Origin of the sequence: Brevibacterium sp. W7.2 (genome assembly GCF_018137945.1) — a bacterium.
GTDB classification, from domain to species: domain Bacteria; phylum Actinomycetota; class Actinomycetes; order Actinomycetales; family Brevibacteriaceae; genus Brevibacterium; species Brevibacterium sanguinis.
Genome location: NZ_CP073089.1, coordinates 3,684,015 through 3,703,666 on the forward strand (window position 1 = coordinate 3,684,015; position 19,652 = coordinate 3,703,666).

Sequence of the window (19,652 nt, forward strand, 5' to 3'; positions counted from 1 at the left end):
CCTCGGCGCCGTCGTTCAGCACTTCGCGCGCAGAACACCGCCGCGCGGAGCCCCCGCACCCTGGTTCCACACTTCGCGTGAAAAACGGCCCTCCGAGGACGCGATTTTCACGCGAAGTGTGGAACGAGCGCTCACAGGCGGAGCGCGCCGGTTCGCGCACTACCCGCGCAGGCGCGTCATCTCCGGGTCGTAGAGGGGTTCGGCGGTGACGGTGGCCGGCACCCGGCGCCCGAAGTACTCGATCTCGACGGGATCACCGACGGACAGGGTGTTCGGCAGCCACGCGTAGGCGATCGCCTTCCCGATCGTGTACCCGTACGCCGCCGAGGTGACGTACCCGTCGGCCGCACTTGAGCCCGAGGCCGCACCCGACCCCGACGCAGCACCGCCACCCGCCGCACCACCGTCGCCGTCCGACCGCCCGACGTAGACGGGTTCCTTGCCGAGCACGATGTCGCTCGGCTCGTCGAGGGTGAGGCAGGTGAGCTTCTTCTCCGCCGCCGCGGCACGGGCCGCGAGCGCCGACTTCCCGACGAAGTCATCGGTCTTCGACGCTTTGACGGCGAAGCCGAGACCGGCCTGCTCGGGTTCGTGCTCGCTCGTCATGTCCGTGCCGAAGGAGCGGAAGCCCTTCTCCAGCCGCAGCGAGTTGAACGCCTCCCGACCGGCGGCGATGATCCCGAACTCCTGTCCGGCCTCCCACAGCACATCCCAGAGCCGGTGCCCGAGATCCGCCGAGGTGTAGAGCTCCCAGCCGAGCTCCCCGACATACGACAGCCGCATCGCCGTGACCGGGATCCCCGCGATCGTGATGGGCTTCGTCCGGAAGTACTTGAGCCCCTCATCGGAGAGGTCGTCGTCGCTGACCGCGGCGATGACGTCGCGGGCGAGCGGTCCCCACAGGCCGATGCAGCACGTGCCCGGCGTCGTCTCCCGCACCGTCACCCACTGGCTCGGGTCCTCCTCGGTCTGCCGCCGCGCGGCCCGGGAGATGTAGGCGAGGTCGATGTTGCTGTTGGCCCCCACCTGGTAGGTCTCCTCGTCGAGGATCGCCACCGTGATGTCCGAGGTGATGCCGCCGGCCTCGTCGAGGAGCAGCGTGTAGCTCACCGCCCCGGGCTTGCGCAGCATCGACGAAGTCGTCAGCCCGTGCAGCAGCCGGCCGGCCCCGGGACCCTTGACCTCGAAGCGTTTGAGCTGGGTCATGTCGAACATCGCGACGTTCGTCCGCGTCTTCCACGCCTCGACGGCGGCGATCGGGGAATGGAACTGGTCGGCCCACGCCTCCCGCTCCGGGGCCCGCCACTCCTCGGGCAGTTCGTCGAGCAGCGCGGCGTTCGCCTCGTACCAGTGCGGGCGCTCCCACGCCGCGGCCTCGAGGAACACCGCCCCGAGCTTCTTCTGCTGCTCGTTGAACGGGCTGAGCCGCACGTCGCGCGGTGAGACCCGGGGCTGGAGCGGGTGGAGGACGTCGTAGATCTCGCGGAAGTTCTGCTGCGAGGTCTCGCTGACGTACTCCGGTGTCGTCTGGACGTCCTCGAAACGGTTGAGGTCGAGCCCGGACAGGTCCGTCGACGAGTGCCCGCGGGCGATGAGCTCGGCGACGGCCTTCGCGACGCCGCACCCGTGGGTGACCCACACCGCCTCGGCGACGAAGAAGCCGTTGACGTTCCGGGACTCCCCGACCAGCGACCCGCCGTCGGGGGTGAAGGAGAAGATGCCGTTGAACCCGCGCTGGATGTCGGTCTGCGCCAGCTCCGGAAGGATCTGCCGGCTGAGCTCCCACTCGCGCTCGAAGTCCTCGGGGGTGAAGGTGAGGGACGAGGGCATCCGCTCGGACGTGATCTCGTCCGGGTCGTACGCCGGCAGCTCGTCGAGGTCGACGGGCATCGGTCGGTGCGCATACGAGCCGATCCCGATCCGCTCGCCCCACTCCCGGTAGTAGAGGTCCTCGTCCTGGTAGCGCAGGATCGGTGCCTGCGCACCGTTGGGCAGCTCGTTCTTCCCGACGAGGCTCGGGACCTCAGTCGACCATGCGAACTGGTGGGCCAGCGGCAGCAGCGGGATCGGGGTGTCGGCCATCGCCCCGATCTTCGGTCCCCAGAACCCCGCACACGAGACGACGATGTCGGCGGGGATCCGCTCGTCGCCGGCGATGACCGCCGCGACCCTGCCCCCGGCATGCTCGATGTCGGTGACGACCGTGCGGTCGCGGAACTCGACCCCGGCGGCCTGGGCGCGCTCGATGACGAGCTGTGTGCCCCGCGCCGCCAGCGCCAGGCCGTCGCCGGGGGTGAAGAGTCCGCCTGAGACCATGTCGCGGTTGAGCATCGGGAAGAGCCGCACCGCCTCGTCGGCGTCGACCACCTCGGCGTCGACGCCCCACGCGCGGTTCCAGCCGGCCCGCCGGTCGAGGTCGGCGAGCCGTTCGGGGGTCGTCGCGATCTCCAGGCCGCCGACGGGCAGGAACGATCCCCGTCCGTCGGGCCCGGTCAGCGACGTCAGCTTCGCGATCGTGTACTGCGCGAACTCCGTCATCGACTTCGACGGATTCGACGAGAACACGAGTCCCGGGGCGTGCGAGGTCGATCCGCCGGGGATGGACAGCGGCCCCTGTTCGATGACGAGCGTGTTCGTCCAGCCCAACTGCGCGAGCTCATCGGCGAGGTTCGCCCCGACGATGCCCGCTCCGATGATGACGACCCGCGGTGAGGAATTCGACACTGGGTTCTCCTTGCTGTGGTGACGCTGCGATGGACAGGTGTGGTGATGTGTTCGCCGAGGTGGTCGCCCCGTCCCGTCCCGCGCCGAGGCGGGTGCCGGGACCGTGGACACGGTGGCCTAGGCGTCGATGACGAGATCGGTCGTCGCCGTCGAGCAGCAGGGAAGGAACTTCCCCGCGTCGATCTCGCGGGCTCGGATGCCGCCCTGGTGGTTCATGTCGACCTCCCCGTCGAGCTTGACGACCTTGCACGAACCGCACATGCCCTCCTGGCAGTTCGCTCCGATCCGCACCCCGGCCCGCCGTGCGGCCTCGAGGATGTTGGCCTCCGGGGCGATGCGGACATTCACCCCGGTGCGGAGGAAGGCCATGGTGAGTTCGCCTTCTCCCACGGTAGCGAAGCTGTCCGGGTCCGCGGGTCTCGTTTCGCCATCATCTGCACTGTCGGGGGTGGTCTCGACGTCGGCGGGCACGGCCTCGAGGGGCACGCCGCCGGTCTCGACTGCGCCCTCGGTGTCGTACTCGGGTTCGTAGAGGTCGAACGCCGCAGGCTGCTGCTCCCAGTACTCCTCGGTCGACGAGGCGATCTCCCCGGCGATCTCTCCGGCCAGCGCCACCTCCTCGGCGTATTCGAGGCGGGTCGCCCGGTCACCGGAGAAGAACTCCATGAAGACCGAGGTGTCGTCGACGCCGACCCGGCTCAGGCACTCCGTGGCCGTGTTGAGGTAGCCCTCCGGTCCGCACGCGAAGACCTGGCGGCCGTTGGCGTCGGGGACGACCTCGTCGAGGAGCTCGGCCGAGAGCCGACCGGTCCGTCCCGTCCACGCCTCCGCCGACGCCGACTGCGCCCGATCGCCGAGGCAGTAGACGACCTGGATCCGGAAGTCGGCCTTCTCGAGGAAGTCGAGCTCGTCGGTGAAGGCGAAGCGGTCGGGCTCCGACCCGTGGTAGAGGAGGATGACGTCGGCCTGCCCGGGCAGCGAGTGGATCGTGCGGATCATCGACATCAGCGGGGTGATCCCGGCCCCGGCCGCGAGCAGCAGGTAGCGGGCCCGCCGGTCCCAGTCGGCGAGGTGGAAGGCGCCGACGGGACCGAGCATCTCGAGCACCGTGCCCGGCCTGATCGACTCGTGCGCCCACGGTGAGACGAGTCCGTTGTCATCGCGTTTGATCGTCACGGAGAACGTCCACGGTTCGGTGGGCGCCGAGGACAGGGAGTAGCTGCGGGACTCCGGCTCCGCCTCGGCGCCGTAGATGGGGAAGTCGATGTTGACGTACTGTCCCGACCGGAACGCCAGCGGTGCGCCGTCGGTGCGGCGGAAGACGAACGTCATCATGTCCCCGGCCTCGGGGATCGTCTCGACGCATTCGGCGGTGAACTCCTGCGGATGCCACGGTCCGAGCGCGGTGGCGGCACCGGCCGGGCCCGCGGTCGAGCCGAGGACCCGGTTCCACGGCATCTCGAGGCCGCGGATCCGCTGCGCGAGCGGGATGGTCGGGTCGGCGAGCGACCTCATTCCACGTGCTCCCGCATCCGGCCGACGTACCAGTTGATGAAGGCCTCGACCTGGTACTCGCTCTTCATGTACGGGCCCTGCTCGTACATCGGGCTGGCCGCGCCCTGCTGGCAGAGCTCGACGAACGCCTTGTCCTGGAGGTTCGTCTGCTTCCACGTGTGGGTGAGCGTCTCGAGGTCGTAGTCGACGCCCTCGACCGCGTCATCGGCGACGAGCCACGTCGTGCGCACGAGCGTCTGGTGGGCGTTGATGGGGAACGCGGCGAAGGTGATGACATGGTCGCCGAGGAGGTGGAACCAGCTGTTGGGCTGCAGGTGCATCGAGCACCGCCCGAGCCGGAAGTCGGGCAGATCGCCGAGGAGCTTCTTGACGAGCCGACGCCCGTCGGCGGAGAACGACTCGCCCTCCCCGTCGAGGGACTCCCGGGAGATCCGGATGCCGGCGACCCGGGTGTCGAGCTCCTCGATGACCTCGTAGGGCAGGCCGTAGCGCCGGCAGCGGTACTCGAGCGAGGCCTGGGCCTGCTGGTTGCGCTCCCACACCTCGTTCAGGTGCGGGGGCACGGTCTCGTCGCTCAGCCCCCACGTCGGGAAGAGCGAGCACGCGAGCTCGGGGTGGCCGTCGCAGTGGTAGCACTCGCGGTTGTTCTCCATGACGAGCTTCCAGTTGCCCTCCTCGACGATGTTCTGCTGGTAGGCGACCTTCGTCTTCGCGAGCTCGTGCGGACCGACGTAGGGCGCGAAGAGGTCGGCCACCTCGGCGAAGTCCTCCGGCGGCTCCTCGGCCAGGCAGAGGAAGACGAGGCCGGCGACGACCTTCGCGTGGGCGCGCTTGAGCGCATAGCAGGCCTTGTCGAAGGACATCTCCCCCGGCGCCGAGGCGTGGATGAGCTCGCCGTCGGGCGAGTACGTCCACGAGTGGTAACCGCACACGAGGTTGCCCGTCGTGCCCGAGGACTCGGTGAGGACCCGGGCGCCGCGGTGGCGGCAGACATTGTGGAGGGCGTTGACCCCGCCGTCGTCGGTGCGCAGGACGATGAGCGAGTACGGCCCGAGGTCGACGGTGATGTAGTCACCGGGCTCGGGGATCTCGGCGACGCTGCACGCGAAGACCCAGTGCCGGCCGAAGATGCCCTGCATGTCGAGGTTGAAGAGGTGGTCGTCGGTGTAGAACGGGGCTTCGAGTGAGAAGCCCTGGCGCCTGGTGTCGAGGAGGAGGCGGATCTCATCGAGCCTCTCCTCGCTGATCCCCGCGGGGAATCCCTTCTTCGTCGGTGCCAGGTTGGTAGCGGTCAATTCCGATCTCCCTTGATGCGCTCATGAAGGCGAGCGGCCCCTCGGGCGTGGCCGACCCATCGCCCAGCCCCGCCGCCTCGCTGATGTCACGATAGACCGGGCGAACACTGCGGGAAAAGCGCGAGATTCTGGAGATCAACGTGCGGAATCGGTGCATAATGTCAGCATGCTTGATCCGCGTCTCATCACGCTGCGGACGTTCGCCGAAGCGGGCACGATCGCGGCCACCGCAGAGCTCACCGGATACTCCCCCTCGGCGGTGTCCGCGCAGCTGCGCGACCTCCAGAATGCGCTGGGAATGACGCTTCTCACCAAGGACGGGCGCGGCCTGCGCCTGACGGCCACGGGCCGCTATCTCGTCCGCCGGTCCGACCGGCTGATCTCCGTGTGGGAGGAGATCCGCGCCTCCTCGTTCACCGCCGGTGACCAGGCGCCTTCCCATTTCGGAATCGGCGGGTTCTCGACCGCCTCGGCGAATCTCCTCGCCCCGCTCGCGGCCAACCTGCGCACCACCCATCCGGAGGTCAGGGTCCACGTCATCGAGGCGAGTCCGAGCCGCTGCTTCGACCTCCTCGTCGCCGAGCGCATCGACCTCGCCGTCGTCGTCTCCCCGCGCGGGGACACTCGGGCGGAGAACGACGCGCGGTTCGAGAAGGTCGACCTCCTCGACGATCCGCTCGATGTCATGGTGCCCTCCGACCACCCGGTCGCCGGCCTCGACGCGGTCGATCTCTCGGACCTCGCCGGCGAGGACTGGATCACCGCGGTGCCCGGCTCGCCCTACCACGCGCTCTTCATCGCCGCGTTCACCGCGGCCGGGCTGACGCCGACGATCGCGCACGAGTCCGTCGAGTGGGAGACCTCGGCCGCGCTCGTCGGCGCCGGCATCGGGGTCAGCCTCGTCCCCCGGCTCGCGAACCTCTCCGGTGAGGACAACGTCAGGCGCGTGCGGCTGACCGGCACGGCCCGGCTCTCGCGGAGGATCATCGCCGCCGTGCGCACCGGCAGCCGCGGCTCGCCGCTCATCCGCGAATCCCTCCGCCACCTGCGCGCGACGTCCCAGCGGATCCTCGCCACCCGCCTCGGCGAATCCGACTGAGAGCGCGGGGGTGTGGGCGGTTGCGTGGGACGGCTGGCTGCGCGGAGGCCGGTCCAGCCCGCAACGATTGCGCGCAGTGCGACCCCGTGCGAGGAGGCGAGCGCAGCCTTCCTCCGGCCCCACACCGACGCCCTGAACCGACAAATACGCCGTCACCTGCCGCCCGCTGACGCTTCGACGCGGTGAACCGACAAATACGCCGTTAGCGCAGGGCGTATCTGTCGGTCGAGGGCGTCAAAGGAATACCTGGCCGATGACGCACCGGCCGACCCCACGCGCCGAGGCGGCCGACCGTCGCCGCGACCGCCAAGTCAGGTTGCCGGGCAGGGTGCGCCGCGCCGCGCGTCGCGGCGACTCGGCGAGGTCCTGGGAGGAGTCGCACAGTCCGAACTGGGGTATTGACACGGACGGAGACGCCCGGCAAGACTGACAGCACGTCTGATACAAGACTGATATTTCAGGAGGCCGATCGGTTCTCCCGCCGATCACGTCCTCACCATCAGCTCCGAACGGAGGCTCAAGGATGAGCAACAGGGCAATCAGCTACGCAGGTCCCGGCAAGGTCGAGGTCATCGACACCGAGTACCCGGAATTCGTCCTCAAGGACGGCCCCGGCGTCAATCCCGCCAACGTCGGCCGGAAGGTCGACCACGGCGTCATCCTCAAGACCGTCGCCACGAACATCTGCGGCTCCGACCAGCACATGGTCCGGGGCCGCACGACTGCTCCCGAAGGCCTCGTCCTCGGGCACGAGATCACCGGTGAGGTCGTCGAGGTCGGCCGGGACGTCGAGTTCGTCAAGGTCGGCGACCTCGTCTCGGTGCCGTTCAACATCTCGTGCGGCCGCTGTCGCAACTGCAAGGAGGGCAAGACGGGCATCTGCCTCAACGTCAACCCCGATCGTCCCGGTTCGGCCTACGGCTACGTCGACATGGGCGGCTGGGTCGGCGGACAGGCCGAATACGTCCTCGTCCCCTACGCGGACTGGAACGTCCTGAAGTTCCCGGACAAAGAGCAGGCGATGGAGAAGATCCTCGACCTCACGATGCTCTCGGACATCTTCCCCACCGGATTCCACGGCGCCGTCGGGGCGGGAGTGCAGGTCGGCTCGACCGTCTACGTCGCAGGCGCCGGTCCCGTCGGTCTCGCGGCGGCCACCTCGGCGCTGCTCCTCGGTGCCGCCGTCGTCATCGTCGGCGACCTCAACGAGGACCGTCTGGCGCAGGCGCGGAGCTTCGGCTGCGAGACGGTCGACGTCTCGAAGGGCGACCCGAAGGACCAGATCGAGCAGATCCTCGGCACCCCTGAGGTCGACTGCGGCATCGACGCCGTCGGCTTCGAGGCCCGCGGACACGGCAAGGACGCGGGGCACGAAGCACCCGCGACCGTGCTCAACTCGCTCATGGACATCACGCGGGCCGGCGGCAGCCTCGGCATCCCCGGGCTCTACGTCACCGGTGATCCGGGGGCCGTCGACGAGGCGGCCAAGGAGGGCTCGCTGTCGATGCGCTTCGGCCTCGGGTTCGCGAAGTCGCACGTCTTCGTCACCGGCCAGTGCCCGGTGATGAAGTACAACCGGGGCCTCATGCAGGCGATCCTCCACGACAAGGTCTCGATCGCGAAGAACGTCAACGCCACGGCGATCTCGCTCGAGGACGCCCCACAGGGCTACGCCGACTTCGACTCGGGCGTCGCGAAGAAGTTCGTCCTCGACCCCCACGGCCTCATCAGCGCGTGACGGGCTGAGGCCGCAGTCGCGGGTGGGCTGCGGCCCTTGGTCAGAAGGGCTGCGGGTCGGCAGGGCTGCTGGGCTTCGCACGACCGAGCACGTCCCCGAGGTGGATCCCGCTCGATTCCGGAGCAGAAATCGAGCGGGATCCACCTCCGGGGCACGCCGCACCTGAGCTCACTCCGCGCGCGGGCTCACGCCGAGCACAGACGTACCCGAGCGCCCGGGAGCCGGGGCACGTCGCAGCGACACGCATCAACCTGCACCGCGCACCCGCCCCGACAGCCCCGATCACCTGAAGTTCGGCACGACCTCGTCGATGAAGAGCTGCAGCGACGCCTTCTTCTCCTCGTGGCTGAGCGCATTGTCCGACCAGAAGCTGTACTCGTCGTAGCCGAGGTCCGCGTAGTGCCTGATCCGCTCGGTCACCTCGGCGGGGGTGCCGATCATCGCCGACCGGTGGAGGGACTCGAGTTCGAACTCGGGACGGTCGGCGAAGCGCTCCTCGGGGGTCGGGTCGAGGAAGCCGTCGACGGGGTCCTTCTTCCCGAACGCCCACGCGGAGAACGTCCGGTAGTACTTGTTGATGCCGGCAGCCCCGACCTTCCAGCCCTCCGGGTCCTCGGGCGAGTGGAGGTAGGTGTGGCGCAGCACCATGATCTCCGGGCGCTTCTCGACCTCGGGGTGGGCGGCGAGCGCCGTCTCGAACTTGTTCATGAGGTCCTCGACCTCGCGGTCGTCCTTCATCAGCGGTGTGACCTGGACGTTGCAGCCGTTGGCGACGGCGAAGTCGTGGGTCTCGGGGCTGCGGGCGGCGAGCCAGATCGGCGGCGTCGGCTGCTGCACCGGCTTGGGCACCGCCGTCGAGACGGGGAACTGCCAGTGCTCGCCGTCGTGGGCGTAGTCGCCCTGGAGAAGGGCGCGCATCGCGGGCACGAGTTCGCGCAGGTACTCACCGCCGTCGGCCGCGGGCATGCCGCCGGCCATCCGATCGAACTCGAACTGGTAGGCGCCGCGGGCGATGCCGACCTCGGCGCGCCCACCGCTGATGACGTCGAGGAGCGCGACCTCGCCGGCGGCGCGCAGCGGGTGCCAGAACGGGGCGATGATCGTGCCCGACCCCAGCCGGATCGTCGAGGTCTGCGCGGCGAGCGCGGCGAGCTGCGGCATCGGGCTCGGTGAGGAGACGTACTCCATCGAGTGGTGTTCGCCGATCCACACCGTGCCGAAGCCTCCGGCCTCGGCGATCTTGACGAGTTCGACGAGGTTGGCCCAGTGCTGTTCGGGGCTGATCGAGTCGTCCCAGCGTTCCATGTGGAGGAAGAGCGAGAAGCGCATCGTTGGTCCTTTCCATCCGCAGGCGGCGCCTGGCGGATCTCTGCTCGTGAGGTGAGCGGGGTGCTGTCGTTGTGGTCGGTTCGCCGAGGTGGTGGAGGGTTCAGCGGGGTGGTGTGGTCGTGGTGATGAGTTCGCCGAGGCGGCCGCCGGAGGCCCGTCCCACCGCTGTCAGCAGGTCAGGCGGAGGCTTCGCGTTCGGCGATCGTCGTGTTCGACCGCGACCAGAGCTCCTTGTCGACTTCGCGCACGATCACCGTGATGTTCTCGTCCGCAGCACCTGTGGTGTGGGCGGCGACGTCGTGGACGCCGGCGATGAGGGCGCGCAGCTGCTCGGGCGTGCGGCCCCGGCCGATCGAGATGTCGATGAGCGGCATGTCCTCACCTCCCCAGCACGAAGGGATCGGCGACCGGGCCTTCGTCCGTGTTGATCCAGATGCTCTTGAGCCGCGTGTACTCGTGCATCGACTCGATGCCGTGCTCGATGCCCACCCCGGAGTTCTTGAACCCCTGCCGCGGCGACATCGGCGACATCGCGCGGTACATGTTGATCCAGATCGTGCCGGCCTCGAGCTGCTGGGACATCCGCATGCTGCGGGCGAGGTTCTGGGTCCACACCCCGGCGGCGAGCCCGTAGTGGGTGTCGTTGGCGAGTGCGAGGACCTCCTCCTCGGTGTCGAAGGGCATGACCGCGGCGACGGGTCCGAAGATCTCCTCCTGGACGACGCGCATGTCGTTCGTCGTGTCCGTGAGCACGGTGGGCTGGAAGAAGTAGCCGGGGAGGTCGACGTCGGGCCGGTCCCCGCCGTAGGCGATCCGTCCGCCCTCGGAGACGCGAGGTCGACGTACTCCTTGACCTTGCCGAGCTGCGCTTCGAAGGCGAGCGGCCCGAGCTCGGTCTCCGGGGCCATCGGGTCGCCGATGACGATGGACGCGGCCCGGGCGGTGACCTTCTCGAGCAACTCGTCGTAGATCCCGCGCTGCGCGAACACCCGGGACCCGGCGATGCACGTCTGCCCGGCGGCCGCGAAGATGCCGGCGATGACGCCCATCGCGGCGTTCGAGACGTCGGCGTCGTCGAAGACGATGTTCGGGCTCTTCCCGCCCAGTTCGAGGGTCGAGCCGATGAACCGTCCCGCCGTCGCCGAGGCGATGGCCGACCCCGTGCGCGTCGATCCGGTGAAGGAGATCTTCGCGAGCTTCGGGTTGTCGACGAGCGCCTGCCCCGCCTCGGCGCCGAGGCCGGTGACGACGTTGACGACGCCGGCGGGGAACCCGGCTTCATCGGCGAGTTCGGCCAGGCGCAGGATCGTGCGCGAGGTGTACTCGCTCGGTTTGATCACCGCGGTGTTCCCGGCCGCCAGTGCCGGTGCGAGCTTCGACAGCGTCAGCGTCATCGGCGAGTTCCACGGGGTGATGAGCCCGACGACGCCGAGCGCCTCCCGCTGCGTGAAGTTGATGACCTCGGGCGAGTTCGTCGGGATCTGCGACCCCTGCACCTTGTCGGCGAGCCCGCCGAAGTAGTAGAGGTACTCGGGCAGCCCGGCGAGCTGGCCGACCATCTCCCGCAGGAGCTTGCCGTTGTCCTGGCTCTCGAGCCGCGCGAGCTCGTCCGCGTTCTCCGTGATGAGGTCGCCGAACCGCCGCAGCAGGTGCCCCCGCTGGGTCGGTGTCGTCCGGCGCCAGATCCGTGAGGAGAAGGCCTGCGAGGCGGCGTCGACGGCCCGGTCGACGTCGGCCGCCGTGCCGCGGGCGAATTCGTAGAGGGTCTCGAGCGTCGCCGGGTTCGTGCTCGTGAGGTAGCCGCCGTCGGCCGGGGCGCTGTGCTCCCCGCCGATGAAGTGGTCGAGTCGCAGCGTCATCGCTGACTCCTTTCGCTGTGGTCATGGGAAACGGCACTGCCGTCGTCGAGGACAGCACTGCGATCCGTGGGAACAGCACTGTCGTCGATGAGCGCGCTCACCCGGCGGGCGAGCGTCTCGGGATGGGTGACGGGAAGCATGTGGCGGGCCTCGGGAACGATGACCACCTCGGTGCCGGTGATGAGCGCGCCGAGGCGACGGCTCATGTCCGGGGTCGACCCGGGATCCTGCTCCCCGGTGATCGCCAGGGTCGGGGCGGTGATCGCCGGCAGCCGCGGGGCGATCGCGCGGTCGCCGGTGGCGAAGACCGCATAGGCGTGCCGGTAGGAGTCGGGGTCGTTGGCGAGCAGGACCGCTCGCGTCTCCGCCCGCCAGTCCGCGGTCTCCGGGCTCTCCCCGGCGGGGAACCAGCGGTCGAGCGCCCGTTCCATGCTGCCCGCGAAGTCCTCGTACGCGGTCTCAAGGCGGGCCCGGACCGCCGCGGCCTCCTCGGCGGTGCGCGCGGCCACGGAGCTCACGCACGTCAGGGTGCGCACGCGCCCGGGCAGCGTCGCCGCCAGCTGCTGCGCGATGAGCGAGCCGAGGGAGAACCCGACGAGGTGGACGGGACCGGCGGGCATGCGCGCAGCGATGTCGGCGGCCATGTCCTCCAGGGTCGTCGGCGCGGTCAGCGGCGGCTGCTCCCCGTGCCCGGGCAGGTCGAGGGCGACCGTCGGGCGGTCGAGGCGGTCCTCGACGCGCGCCCACACGGTCCGGTCGAGACCGACCCCGTGGAGGAGCACGACGGGGGTGCCCGCATCCTCAGCCGTCATCGCGCCGACTACTTGTCCGCCGAGAGCGGGGCGAGCCGCTCCTGCGGCCGTCCGCCCGTGGCACCGGCGAGCGCGACGAGGATCTCGTCGGCGTGCGGGGCATCGGAGACGCGCCATTCGAAGGTCTGGTGGTGCGAGCGGATCGTCGCATCCGTGAAGTGCTTGAGCGGGATGTCGAACGTCGCTCCCGCGTCCGCGCGCTTCTCGACGGCGGGCAGCAGGGTGCTCGCCGAGGCTGCCGTGCGGAAGTGGTCACCGAACTTCAGCGTGTGGATGAGGGCGGAGCCGTGCTCGATCTCTCCGCCGAGTCCGACGATCGCCGCCTTCCCGTACGCTTCGAGCTGCCCGCCGAGGGCCTCCATGACGCGGGGGGCGAGCAGGGCACCGAGGTCGCTGGCCGTGGCGTCGATGCCGGGCCCGAGGTCGTCGACGAAGCCCTGTCCCGCCCACGGGTTCTCGATGACCGCGGCGACGGCGGCGACGCGGGTGATCGGGTTGACGTCGCGTCCGCCCTCGGTGAGCACGTCTTCGACGATGGTGGTGATCTTGCGAACCTTCATGAGATGAGTCCTTTCAGGATGTCGGTGGTCACGGCGCCGTCGGTGCGACGGTCGCCGATGCGGGCGAAGGGCCGGGGCCCGTTCGAGGCCGCGGCGATCACGCAGATCTCGTCGGCGTGAGGGGCGTCGGGGAGGGCGACCTCGATCGACTGGTAGTGGTCGCGCGAGGTCGCGTGGGTCTTGTGCCACAGCGGCACGCGGATCGTCGTCCCGGCCGGTCCGCGGCCGTCGGCGAAGCAGAGCACCGAGGTGCCGGCGAGGAGTTCGCGCATGATGTTGCCGAAGTACGGGGTGTGGATGAGGGCGCCGGCGTGTTCGAGCTCCCCGCCCGTGCCGACGACCGCACCCTTCCCGAAGGCCTCGACCGCCTCGGCGGATCCGATGGCCGCCAGCAGACGGTCGGTGAGCACCTTCGCGAGCACGGGTGCGAGCTCCTGCGTCGCGGCGGCGAGGTCGGCCGCAGGCCCCTCCCCGATCCACGGGTTGGGGACGACGGCGACAGCGGCCGCCTGGACGAGCGGGCGATCGAGGTCGGTGCCGGCCTCGGAGAGGATCTCCTCGCGGTGGACGGTGAGAGAGCGCACGCCGAGGCGGCGGGCGAGGTCGTCGAACGACGCGGGCAGATTCTCGGTCGGGGCTGCCGCGCTCACTGCGCCTCCTCGGTGCCGGCTCCGGCGGTCTGCCGGTCCTGTTCGGTCAGGGAGAGCAGGGCCGCACGGGAGGAGGCGCTGACGTGTTCGCGCATCGCGATCTCCGCGCCGATCGCGTCCTTGTTCTCGATCGCGTCGATGACGGCATGGTGTTCGCCGACCGATTCGCTCAGTCGGCCCGGCCGCTGCACGGCCTTGAGGACGATGCGGTGGTAGGCGAGCTGGTGCATGAGGCGCTCGTACGTCTCGGTGAGCTTGCGGTTGTCGGCCCCGCGGACGAGCGCCCAGTGGAATTCGTGGACGAGCCGGGCGTAGGTCTCGGCGTCCTCGGCCAGCGCCGCGGCGTCGGAGGCGTCGGAGTTGTCCTTGAGCATCGCGAGCTCGGGGATCGCCCCGCGCTTGGCGAAGAGGTTCGCGGCGAGGCCCTCGAGGGACTCCTTGAGCTGGAAGAGCTCGACGATCTCCCGGCGCTTGGGCTGGCGGAGGAAGGTTCCGACCCGGGGCCGGATCTCGACGAGACCCTCGCGCTCGAGCTGTTTGAAGGCCTCGCGGACCGGGGTGCGGCTGACGCCGAAGGACTCGGCGAGCGTCGATTCGGGGATCATGTCACCCGGTTCGTACCCGTCGCTGAGGATGAGCGTGCGGACCCGGTCGAGGAACGATTCGGTCTGTGCGTCGCTGGAGATCTGTTGCATACAAGAAATCTACTTGCATACATGCGAGCATGTCAACAGCATGATTGAAACCTTGATTTCACTGAGTTTTCTGAATCTGTTGACGGATGCATGTCGACCATTCTATGGTCTCTGGTATGCAAGAAACACAGAATGCCGCCCTCAGTGGTGTGAAGAAGACCATCAGCGACGCGTGGCACGCCGTCTGGGACACCGATGACCTCGACGCCTTCGACGCCCTCGTCACCGACGACTACGTCCGCGTCTCGACGAACTCCGGACAGGAGAAGGACGCCGCAGCGATCAAGGAGGAGATCGCGGAGATCCGCGCCGCGTTCCCCGATCTCACGACGACGATCGACCACATCCTCATCGAGGACGATGAGGGGGCGATCTACTGGCACTCCGTCGGCACGTTCACCGAGCCGATGGGCGACATCCCGCCGACCGGGCAGCAGGTGACGACCCACGGCTCGAACCTCATCACCCTCGACGGCGACCGGATCGCACGGGAGACGGTGACGTGGGACGCCCACGAGCTGCTGGCCGACCTCGGGCTGAAGTCACTGTCCTCGGCGTTCGAGGTCGCCCCCGACGACGTCGTCACCGCCGACCTCACGGGCAATCCGACGAAGGATTCGCTCAAGGCCTTCAACCGGCAGTTCATCACCGGCGTCACCGTGGTCACGACGACCGATGAGGAGGGCAGGCCCCGCGGTCTCGCCGTCAACTCCTACAACTCCGTCTCCCTCGACCCGCCGCTCGTCCTCGTCTGCGTGCAGAAGACCTCGTCGACGTATCCGGCGCTGTTCCGCTCGACGCACATGGGCATCAACATCATGAGCCGCAACCAGCGGGACACGATCGGCGTCTTCGCCTCGAAGGCCCCCGACAAGTTCGCCACCCTCGACTGGCATCCCGCCGCCGGCGGCTCGCCGCTCATCGACGGCTCGGCCGCCTCGATCGAGGTCGAGATCAAGGAGCGCTTCCAGGCGCTCACCCACACCGTCTTCATCGGCCGGGTCAAGAGCGCCGAGACCTCGGAGGACTCCCCGATGATCTACAAGGCGGGCAAGTTCTTCGACAGCAAGGACCTGAAGTCCCTCGACTGAGAGTCATGCCACCGGCCGTCCCCACCGGCCGAGCCCTCCATGCCGCATCCGGAGTCCCCGCCGGCACCCCCTCACCCACTCCCCTGAGCACCGCAGCTCCACCAGCACCACCCGCAGACCGATCACCGAAGTCCCGAAGAACTGACTCACAAGGAAGTGGAGTTCGCCATGGAACACGTCCCCGGCCCCGCCGATGACCCCTCATCAGGCCCCCCGCACCGCCACGCCCAGCTGCCCGGCGGCGGCATGGAATACGATGCCGGGATCTCCCCGGCGATGGCCGAGGCCAACGCCCTGCGCCACCGGCCGGGGTCGGTGTTCTGGATCTCGATCGCCGGCGTCGCCGCCTTCACCCTGTGGGGCGTGATCTCACCCGAGGGCATGTCGACGACGATGACGACGGCGATGAACGCGGTCGCCGCGAACGTCGGCTGGTCCTACCTCGTCGTCACCCTCGGCTGCATCGGCCTCCTCGTCTACCTCGGCTTCGGCCGCTTCGGTCGGGTCCGCCTCGGCGCCGAGGACGACCGTCCCGAGTTCAGCACGTGGGCGTGGCTGGCGATGATCCTCTCGGCGGTCATGGGCATCGGGCTCATCAGCTACGGCGTCGCCGAGCCGATCTCGCACTTCACGACTCCCCCGCACGACCTCGCCGAGGCGGGCACCACGCAGGCGGCGGTCGTCGCCCTCCAGTACTCGTACTTCGACTGGGGTCCGCACGCGTGGGCGGTGTTCGGGGTCTTCGGGCTCGCGATCGCCTATTCGACGCACAAGCGCGGGAACACCGGGCTCATCTCCCCGATGCTCAAGCCGCTCTTCGGCAGCGCGATGGACCGGTGGCCGGGCAAGGTCGTCGACATCATGGCCGTCATCGCCACGCTCTTCGGGACGACGACGTCGCTCGGCCTCGGCGCCTCCCAGATCTCCGAGGGCCTCAACCGGGTCTTCGGGATCCCCAACGAGCTCTTCGTCCAGATCATCATCATCCTCGGCATCACCGTCGTCTTCACGCTGTCGGCGCTGTCCGGGGTCAACAAGGGGATCAAGTTCCTCAGCCAGACGACGGCGGTGCTCTCGATCTTCCTCGGCCTCTTCGTCCTCATCGTCGGCCCGACCGGGTTCATCGGCAACCTCTTCTTCCGTTCGACCGGCCAGTACCTCGGCGAGTTCTTCACGACGAGCCTCCTCACGCCGCTCGCCTCCGGGGATGTCGAGTGGTACCAGTTCTGGACGTACTTCATGATGGCGTGGTGGCTGAGCTGGGGCGCCTTCGTCGGGGTGTTCCTCGCGAAGATCTCGAAGGGCCGCACGGTCCGCGAGTTCGTCCTCGGCGTCATGGGAGTGCCGAGCCTCGTCTTCTTCGCATGGTTCACCGTCTTCGGCGGCACCGCGATCAAGCTCGACATGGACGGCAGCGGGGAGATCGGCCAGGCCGCGGCCGCCAACGTCAACTCCGCGTTCTTCGAGACCCTCGGGCAGCTGCCGTGGACCGGGCTGACCTCGGTCATCGCGATCATCCTCGTCGTCCTCTACTTCGTCTCCGGGGCGGACGCGAACACCTTCGTGCTCAGCATGCTCACCTCGCGCGGCACGCTCGAACCGAGCCGCTGGGTGCTCACCGTCTGGGGCGCGCTCACGGGCACGACGGCGATGGTCCTCTTCTTCGCCGGCGGTCTTGCCGCCCTCCAGCAGGCGGCGATGCTCTCGGCCCTGCCCTTCGCCGTCATCGTCGCGCTGCTCGGCATCTGCATCGTCAAGACCCTGCACGAGGACCACACGTTCGACGCCTACCGCACGGTGCGGCGCCGGGATCTCGAGCCGCCGCTGGCCGTCGCCGACGAGACCTGAGTTCCCCCGCTCCCCAGCTCTCCATCCACCGAGATCGCCACTTCGCTCCGAGACCGCCGGTTATAACCGTCCGTCTCGCCGTTAAGTGGCGATCTCGTCGCTCAGTCGCCCGCCTCGTCGCGCAGCCGCGCGAAGGCGAGGTGGGCGAGTGCGGCGGCCTGATCGCCGAGCAGTCCGTCGTCGAACTGGACCCTCGGCGAATGGTTCGTCTCCGCGTCGGGGTCGATCCCGTCCGGGGTCGCCCCGAGGAAGACGAAGGCACCGGGCACCCGCTCGAGCACGTAGGAGAAGTCCTCGGATCCCATCCGCGGGTGGTCGAGGACCGTGACGCTCTCCTGCCCGAACAGCTCCCGCAGGCGTCCGAGGACGACGCCGGTCTCACCCGGGTCGTTGACGGTGACGGGGAACCCGACTGCGAAGTCCACCGAGGCGGTGCACCGGTGCGCTCGGGCGATGCCCTCGGCCACCTCGGTGATCCGCTCCTCGAGCAGGGCGAGCGATGCGGCGGAGAGGAAGCGGATCGAGGCTCCCAGCGACGCGGTGTCGGGGATGACGTTGTTCGCCGCCGAGCCCTGCAGCTGGGTGACGGAGACGACGACGGGGTCGAAGATGTCGAAGGAACGCGTCGTCATCGTGTTGAGCGCCAGCGCGATCTCGGCGACCGCGGACACCGGGTCACGGGTCGCCTGCGGCTGGGAGCTGTGGCCCCCGGCGCCGTGGACGGTGATCTCGAGGTCGGCGAAACCGGCCATGAGCGGACCGCCGCGGGTGGCGAAGCGGCCGCGGACGTCGGCTTCGACGTGGATGCCGTACGCGGCGACGACGGGCACCCCGGCCGCCTCGAGGACGCCCTCGGCGATCATCGGCTCCGCCCCGCCCTCGCTCTCCTCGGCCGGTTGGAACATGAAGATCACGGAGCCGGGCAGCTCGTCGCGGTGGGCGGCGAGCAGCCGGGCCGCCCCGACGAGTCCGGCCGTGTGCATATCGTGGCCGCACGCGTGCATCGACCCGTTCGTCGAGGCGAAGTCGAGCCCGGTCTCCTCGGTCACCGGGAGGGCGTCCATGTCCCCGCGCAGCAGGACCGCCGGTCCCGGGCGCCGGCCGCGGAGGACGGCGACCACCGAGGTGAGCGACTCCCCCGTCGTGATCTCGAGTCCCAGCCCCGCAAGCGCCCGGAGCACCTCGGCCTGCGTGAAGGGCAGCTGCGTGCCGAGCTCGGGGTGGGCGTGGAGCGTGCGACGCAGGGTGACGAGATCGGGAAGGAGGGCGGTCGCCTCGGCGCGGAAGTCGGGGGTCGTCATGGACCCGATCCTAGTCGGGCCGAACGACACCGTCGCCCGGGTCTTTACGCCCGCTCACCGGGTGCGTAGCGTGATGGGCACACGCCCCGCCGGGCCACTGACGAAGGAGTCCACCGTGCGCATCATCATCACGCAGAACGTCACCCTCGACGGACGGGTCGAGATGCTCGACGACTGGTTCGACCCGCAGGCCCAGGACGACGAGCTCGTCGCCGAGCTGATGGCGCAGTCCGCGCGTGAGCAGATCCTCCTGCTCGGCCGGCAGACGTTCGAGGACTTCCGCGGCTACTGGCCGCAGCAGACCGACGACACGACCGGCATCGCCGCCCACCTCGACAAGGTCCGCAAGGTCGTCGTCTCCTCGACGCTCACCGAACCTGGGTGGACGAACTCAGAGGTCATCACCGAACCGCTCCTCGAGGTGGCGGCCCTGCGCAGCGAACCGGGCCTCGACGTCATCATCACCGGCAGCATCACGCTCGCCCACGAGCTCATCACCGCCGGCCTCGTCGACGAGTACCGGATGTTCGTCCACCCCGTGTGGCAGGGGCGCGGACGCGGCTTCTTCCCCGACGGCCACCCGCAGCCGCAGCTCTCCCTGCTCGACTCCCGGCCCTTCCACCGCAGCGGAGTCGTCTACTCCGCCTACGCCCCGACCGGAGAGGTCCCGACGAGCCTGTGATCCGGCCTCGTTCGTCGCTCCGTCCGTTCCGTGCCCAGGCGGACACGTCCCGCGCCGAGGCGGTCAGGCCGTCCCGAACATCACCTTCCGGCCGTCCGGGTCCGCAACGGTGACGACGACGTCGTCGACCGCGACCGGGATGATCCCGGCCGCGTCGAGGCGGTCGAGGAACGCCGTGCGGTCCGCGATGCGGAAGTAGAGGTGGGTGAGGTTGGAGGCCGGGTGCGGCGGCGAGGTGTAGTCGGCGAACGCCTCGGCGTCGTGGAGGGCGATCTGGATCCCGTCGACGTCGATGCGCTGGTAGCTGTACTCCTCATCACCGGCCGCGGTGAGAGCGAGTCCCGCGATGTCCCGGTAGAACGCCGCCGTGGTCTCCACATCCGCGCAGGTGAGGAACACTCCGCGGAACTGGGTTTCCGTGGGTTCGGTCATGCCTGCAGTCTAGCCGCGCACT

17 protein-coding genes and 1 pseudogene are annotated in these 19,652 nt (G+C 69.2%); 5 read left to right on the forward strand and 13 right to left on the reverse strand.

Annotation, left to right across the window (positions count from 1 at the left end; genetic code table 11):
* Positions 1 to 159: 159 nt before the first annotated feature.
* The 3 genes from J9315_RS16565 to J9315_RS16575 form a co-directional block, all read right to left on the reverse strand.
* Positions 160 to 2,724, reverse strand: a complete 2,565-nt coding sequence (locus J9315_RS16565) for an FAD-dependent oxidoreductase (RefSeq protein ID WP_211978404.1) — start codon at positions 2,722 to 2,724, stop codon at positions 160 to 162.
* 117 nt (positions 2,725 to 2,841) lie between these two features.
* On the reverse strand, positions 2,842 to 4,239 hold the full coding sequence (locus J9315_RS16570; protein ID WP_211978405.1) for an iron-sulfur cluster-binding domain-containing protein: 1,398 nt from the start codon (positions 4,237 to 4,239) through the stop codon (positions 2,842 to 2,844).
* On the reverse strand, positions 4,236 to 5,534 hold the full coding sequence (locus J9315_RS16575) for an aromatic ring-hydroxylating dioxygenase subunit alpha (RefSeq protein WP_211978406.1): 1,299 nt from the start codon (positions 5,532 to 5,534) through the stop codon (positions 4,236 to 4,238). Before J9315_RS16575 ends, J9315_RS16570 begins: the two co-directional genes overlap by 4 nt.
* A 166-nt stretch (positions 5,535 to 5,700) precedes the next feature.
* On the opposite strand from J9315_RS16575, the gene J9315_RS16580 reads away from it, so the two are divergent.
* Together J9315_RS16580 and fdhA are read left to right on the forward strand one after the other, a co-directional pair.
* Entirely contained in the window at positions 5,701 to 6,633 is a 933-nt protein-coding gene (locus tag J9315_RS16580; RefSeq protein ID WP_198500224.1) for a LysR family transcriptional regulator, read from the forward strand.
* 523 nt (positions 6,634 to 7,156) lie between these two features.
* Positions 7,157 to 8,371, forward strand: a complete 1,215-nt coding sequence (gene fdhA, locus J9315_RS16585) for a formaldehyde dehydrogenase, glutathione-independent (protein ID WP_137826460.1) — start codon at positions 7,157 to 7,159, stop codon at positions 8,369 to 8,371.
* 282 nt (positions 8,372 to 8,653) lie between these two features.
* Here the strand turns inward: fdhA and J9315_RS16590 are convergent, their stop codons facing one another.
* From J9315_RS16590 to J9315_RS16620, 8 genes and pseudogenes are all read right to left on the reverse strand, one after another.
* Positions 8,654 to 9,700: an LLM class flavin-dependent oxidoreductase gene (locus J9315_RS16590; protein WP_198500223.1), complete on the reverse strand. Its 1,047-nt coding sequence runs from the start codon at positions 9,698 to 9,700 to the stop codon at positions 8,654 to 8,656.
* A gap of 176 nt (positions 9,701 to 9,876) precedes the next feature.
* Positions 9,877 to 10,074 carry a tautomerase family protein gene (locus J9315_RS16595; RefSeq protein WP_211978407.1) on the reverse strand — a complete coding sequence of 66 codons (198 nt, stop codon included), beginning with the start codon at positions 10,072 to 10,074 and terminating at the stop codon, positions 9,877 to 9,879.
* A gap of 4 nt (positions 10,075 to 10,078) precedes the next feature.
* Positions 10,079 to 10,513, reverse strand: a complete 435-nt coding sequence (locus J9315_RS17535) for an aldehyde dehydrogenase family protein (protein WP_249121091.1) — start codon at positions 10,511 to 10,513, stop codon at positions 10,079 to 10,081.
* 74 nt (positions 10,514 to 10,587) lie between these two features.
* Positions 10,588 to 11,559 (reverse strand): annotated as a pseudogene (locus tag J9315_RS16600) (aldehyde dehydrogenase family protein); the annotation flags it as partial.
* Positions 11,556 to 12,371 carry an alpha/beta hydrolase gene (locus tag J9315_RS16605; RefSeq protein ID WP_249120950.1) on the reverse strand — a complete coding sequence of 272 codons (816 nt, stop codon included), beginning with the start codon at positions 12,369 to 12,371 and terminating at the stop codon, positions 11,556 to 11,558. The pseudogene J9315_RS16600 and the gene J9315_RS16605, both read right to left, overlap by 4 nt.
* A gap of 8 nt (positions 12,372 to 12,379) precedes the next feature.
* Complete coding sequence (locus J9315_RS16610; protein ID WP_211978408.1) at positions 12,380 to 12,931, reverse strand: amino acid synthesis family protein; 552 nt, start codon at positions 12,929 to 12,931, stop codon at positions 12,380 to 12,382.
* On the reverse strand, positions 12,928 to 13,581 hold the full coding sequence (locus tag J9315_RS16615; protein WP_211978409.1) for an amino acid synthesis family protein: 654 nt from the start codon (positions 13,579 to 13,581) through the stop codon (positions 12,928 to 12,930). The genes J9315_RS16610 and J9315_RS16615 overlap by 4 nt, the downstream gene beginning before the upstream one ends.
* Complete coding sequence (locus J9315_RS16620) at positions 13,578 to 14,276, reverse strand: GntR family transcriptional regulator (RefSeq protein WP_211978410.1); 699 nt, start codon at positions 14,274 to 14,276, stop codon at positions 13,578 to 13,580. Before J9315_RS16620 ends, J9315_RS16615 begins: the two co-directional genes overlap by 4 nt.
* A gap of 116 nt (positions 14,277 to 14,392) precedes the next feature.
* Here J9315_RS16620 and J9315_RS16625 point away from each other — a divergent pair, with 116 nt between their 5' ends.
* On the forward strand, positions 14,393 to 15,367 hold the full coding sequence (locus tag J9315_RS16625; protein WP_249120951.1) for a flavin reductase: 975 nt from the start codon (positions 14,393 to 14,395) through the stop codon (positions 15,365 to 15,367).
* A 168-nt stretch (positions 15,368 to 15,535) separates the two neighbouring features.
* Positions 15,536 to 17,215 carry a BCCT family transporter gene (locus J9315_RS16630; RefSeq protein ID WP_249120952.1) on the forward strand — a complete coding sequence of 560 codons (1,680 nt, stop codon included), beginning with the start codon at positions 15,536 to 15,538 and terminating at the stop codon, positions 17,213 to 17,215.
* 101 nt (positions 17,216 to 17,316) lie between these two features.
* Here J9315_RS16630 and J9315_RS16635 read toward each other — a convergent pair whose 3' ends face one another.
* Positions 17,317 to 18,516 carry a M20 family metallopeptidase gene (locus tag J9315_RS16635; protein WP_211978412.1) on the reverse strand — a complete coding sequence of 400 codons (1,200 nt, stop codon included), beginning with the start codon at positions 18,514 to 18,516 and terminating at the stop codon, positions 17,317 to 17,319.
* Positions 18,517 to 18,631: 115 nt separating this feature from the next.
* Here J9315_RS16635 and J9315_RS16640 point away from each other — a divergent pair, with 115 nt between their 5' ends.
* Positions 18,632 to 19,198, forward strand: coding sequence for a dihydrofolate reductase family protein (locus tag J9315_RS16640; RefSeq protein WP_211978413.1), 567 nt, complete (start codon positions 18,632 to 18,634; stop codon positions 19,196 to 19,198).
* Between the two features lie 63 nt (positions 19,199 to 19,261).
* Here J9315_RS16640 and J9315_RS16645 read toward each other — a convergent pair whose 3' ends face one another.
* The gene (locus J9315_RS16645; RefSeq protein WP_211978414.1) at positions 19,262 to 19,630 is read right to left on the reverse strand and encodes a VOC family protein; all 369 of its coding nucleotides are present in this window, start codon (positions 19,628 to 19,630) and stop codon (positions 19,262 to 19,264) included.
* Between the last annotated feature and the right edge of the window lie 22 nt (positions 19,631 to 19,652).

What these genes read in the sequence shown, in the direction of transcription:
- J9315_RS16570 (WP_211978405.1), bottom strand. Translation starts at nt 4,239, where the DNA reads ATGAGGTCGCTCGCCGACCCGACCATCCCGCTCGCGCAGCGGATCCGC.
- J9315_RS16580 (WP_198500224.1), top strand. Translation starts at nt 5,701, where the DNA reads ATGCTTGATCCGCGTCTCATCACGCTGCGGACGTTCGCCGAAGCGGGC.
- fdhA (WP_137826460.1), top strand. Translation starts at nt 7,157, where the DNA reads ATGAGCAACAGGGCAATCAGCTACGCAGGTCCCGGCAAGGTCGAGGTC.
- J9315_RS16590 (WP_198500223.1), bottom strand. Translation starts at nt 9,700, where the DNA reads ATGCGCTTCTCGCTCTTCCTCCACATGGAACGCTGGGACGACTCGATC.
- J9315_RS16595 (WP_211978407.1), bottom strand. Translation starts at nt 10,074, where the DNA reads ATGCCGCTCATCGACATCTCGATCGGCCGGGGCCGCACGCCCGAGCAG.
- J9315_RS16605 (WP_249120950.1), bottom strand. Translation starts at nt 12,371, where the DNA reads ATGACGGCTGAGGATGCGGGCACCCCCGTCGTGCTCCTCCACGGGGTC.
- J9315_RS16610 (WP_211978408.1), bottom strand. Translation starts at nt 12,931, where the DNA reads ATGAAGGTTCGCAAGATCACCACCATCGTCGAAGACGTGCTCACCGAG.
- J9315_RS16620 (WP_211978410.1), bottom strand. Translation starts at nt 14,276, where the DNA reads ATGCAACAGATCTCCAGCGACGCACAGACCGAATCGTTCCTCGACCGG.
- J9315_RS16625 (WP_249120951.1), top strand. Translation starts at nt 14,393, where the DNA reads ATGCAAGAAACACAGAATGCCGCCCTCAGTGGTGTGAAGAAGACCATC.
- J9315_RS16630 (WP_249120952.1), top strand. Translation starts at nt 15,536, where the DNA reads ATGGAACACGTCCCCGGCCCCGCCGATGACCCCTCATCAGGCCCCCCG.
- J9315_RS16635 (WP_211978412.1), bottom strand. Translation starts at nt 18,516, where the DNA reads ATGACGACCCCCGACTTCCGCGCCGAGGCGACCGCCCTCCTTCCCGAT.
- J9315_RS16645 (WP_211978414.1), bottom strand. Translation starts at nt 19,630, where the DNA reads ATGACCGAACCCACGGAAACCCAGTTCCGCGGAGTGTTCCTCACCTGC.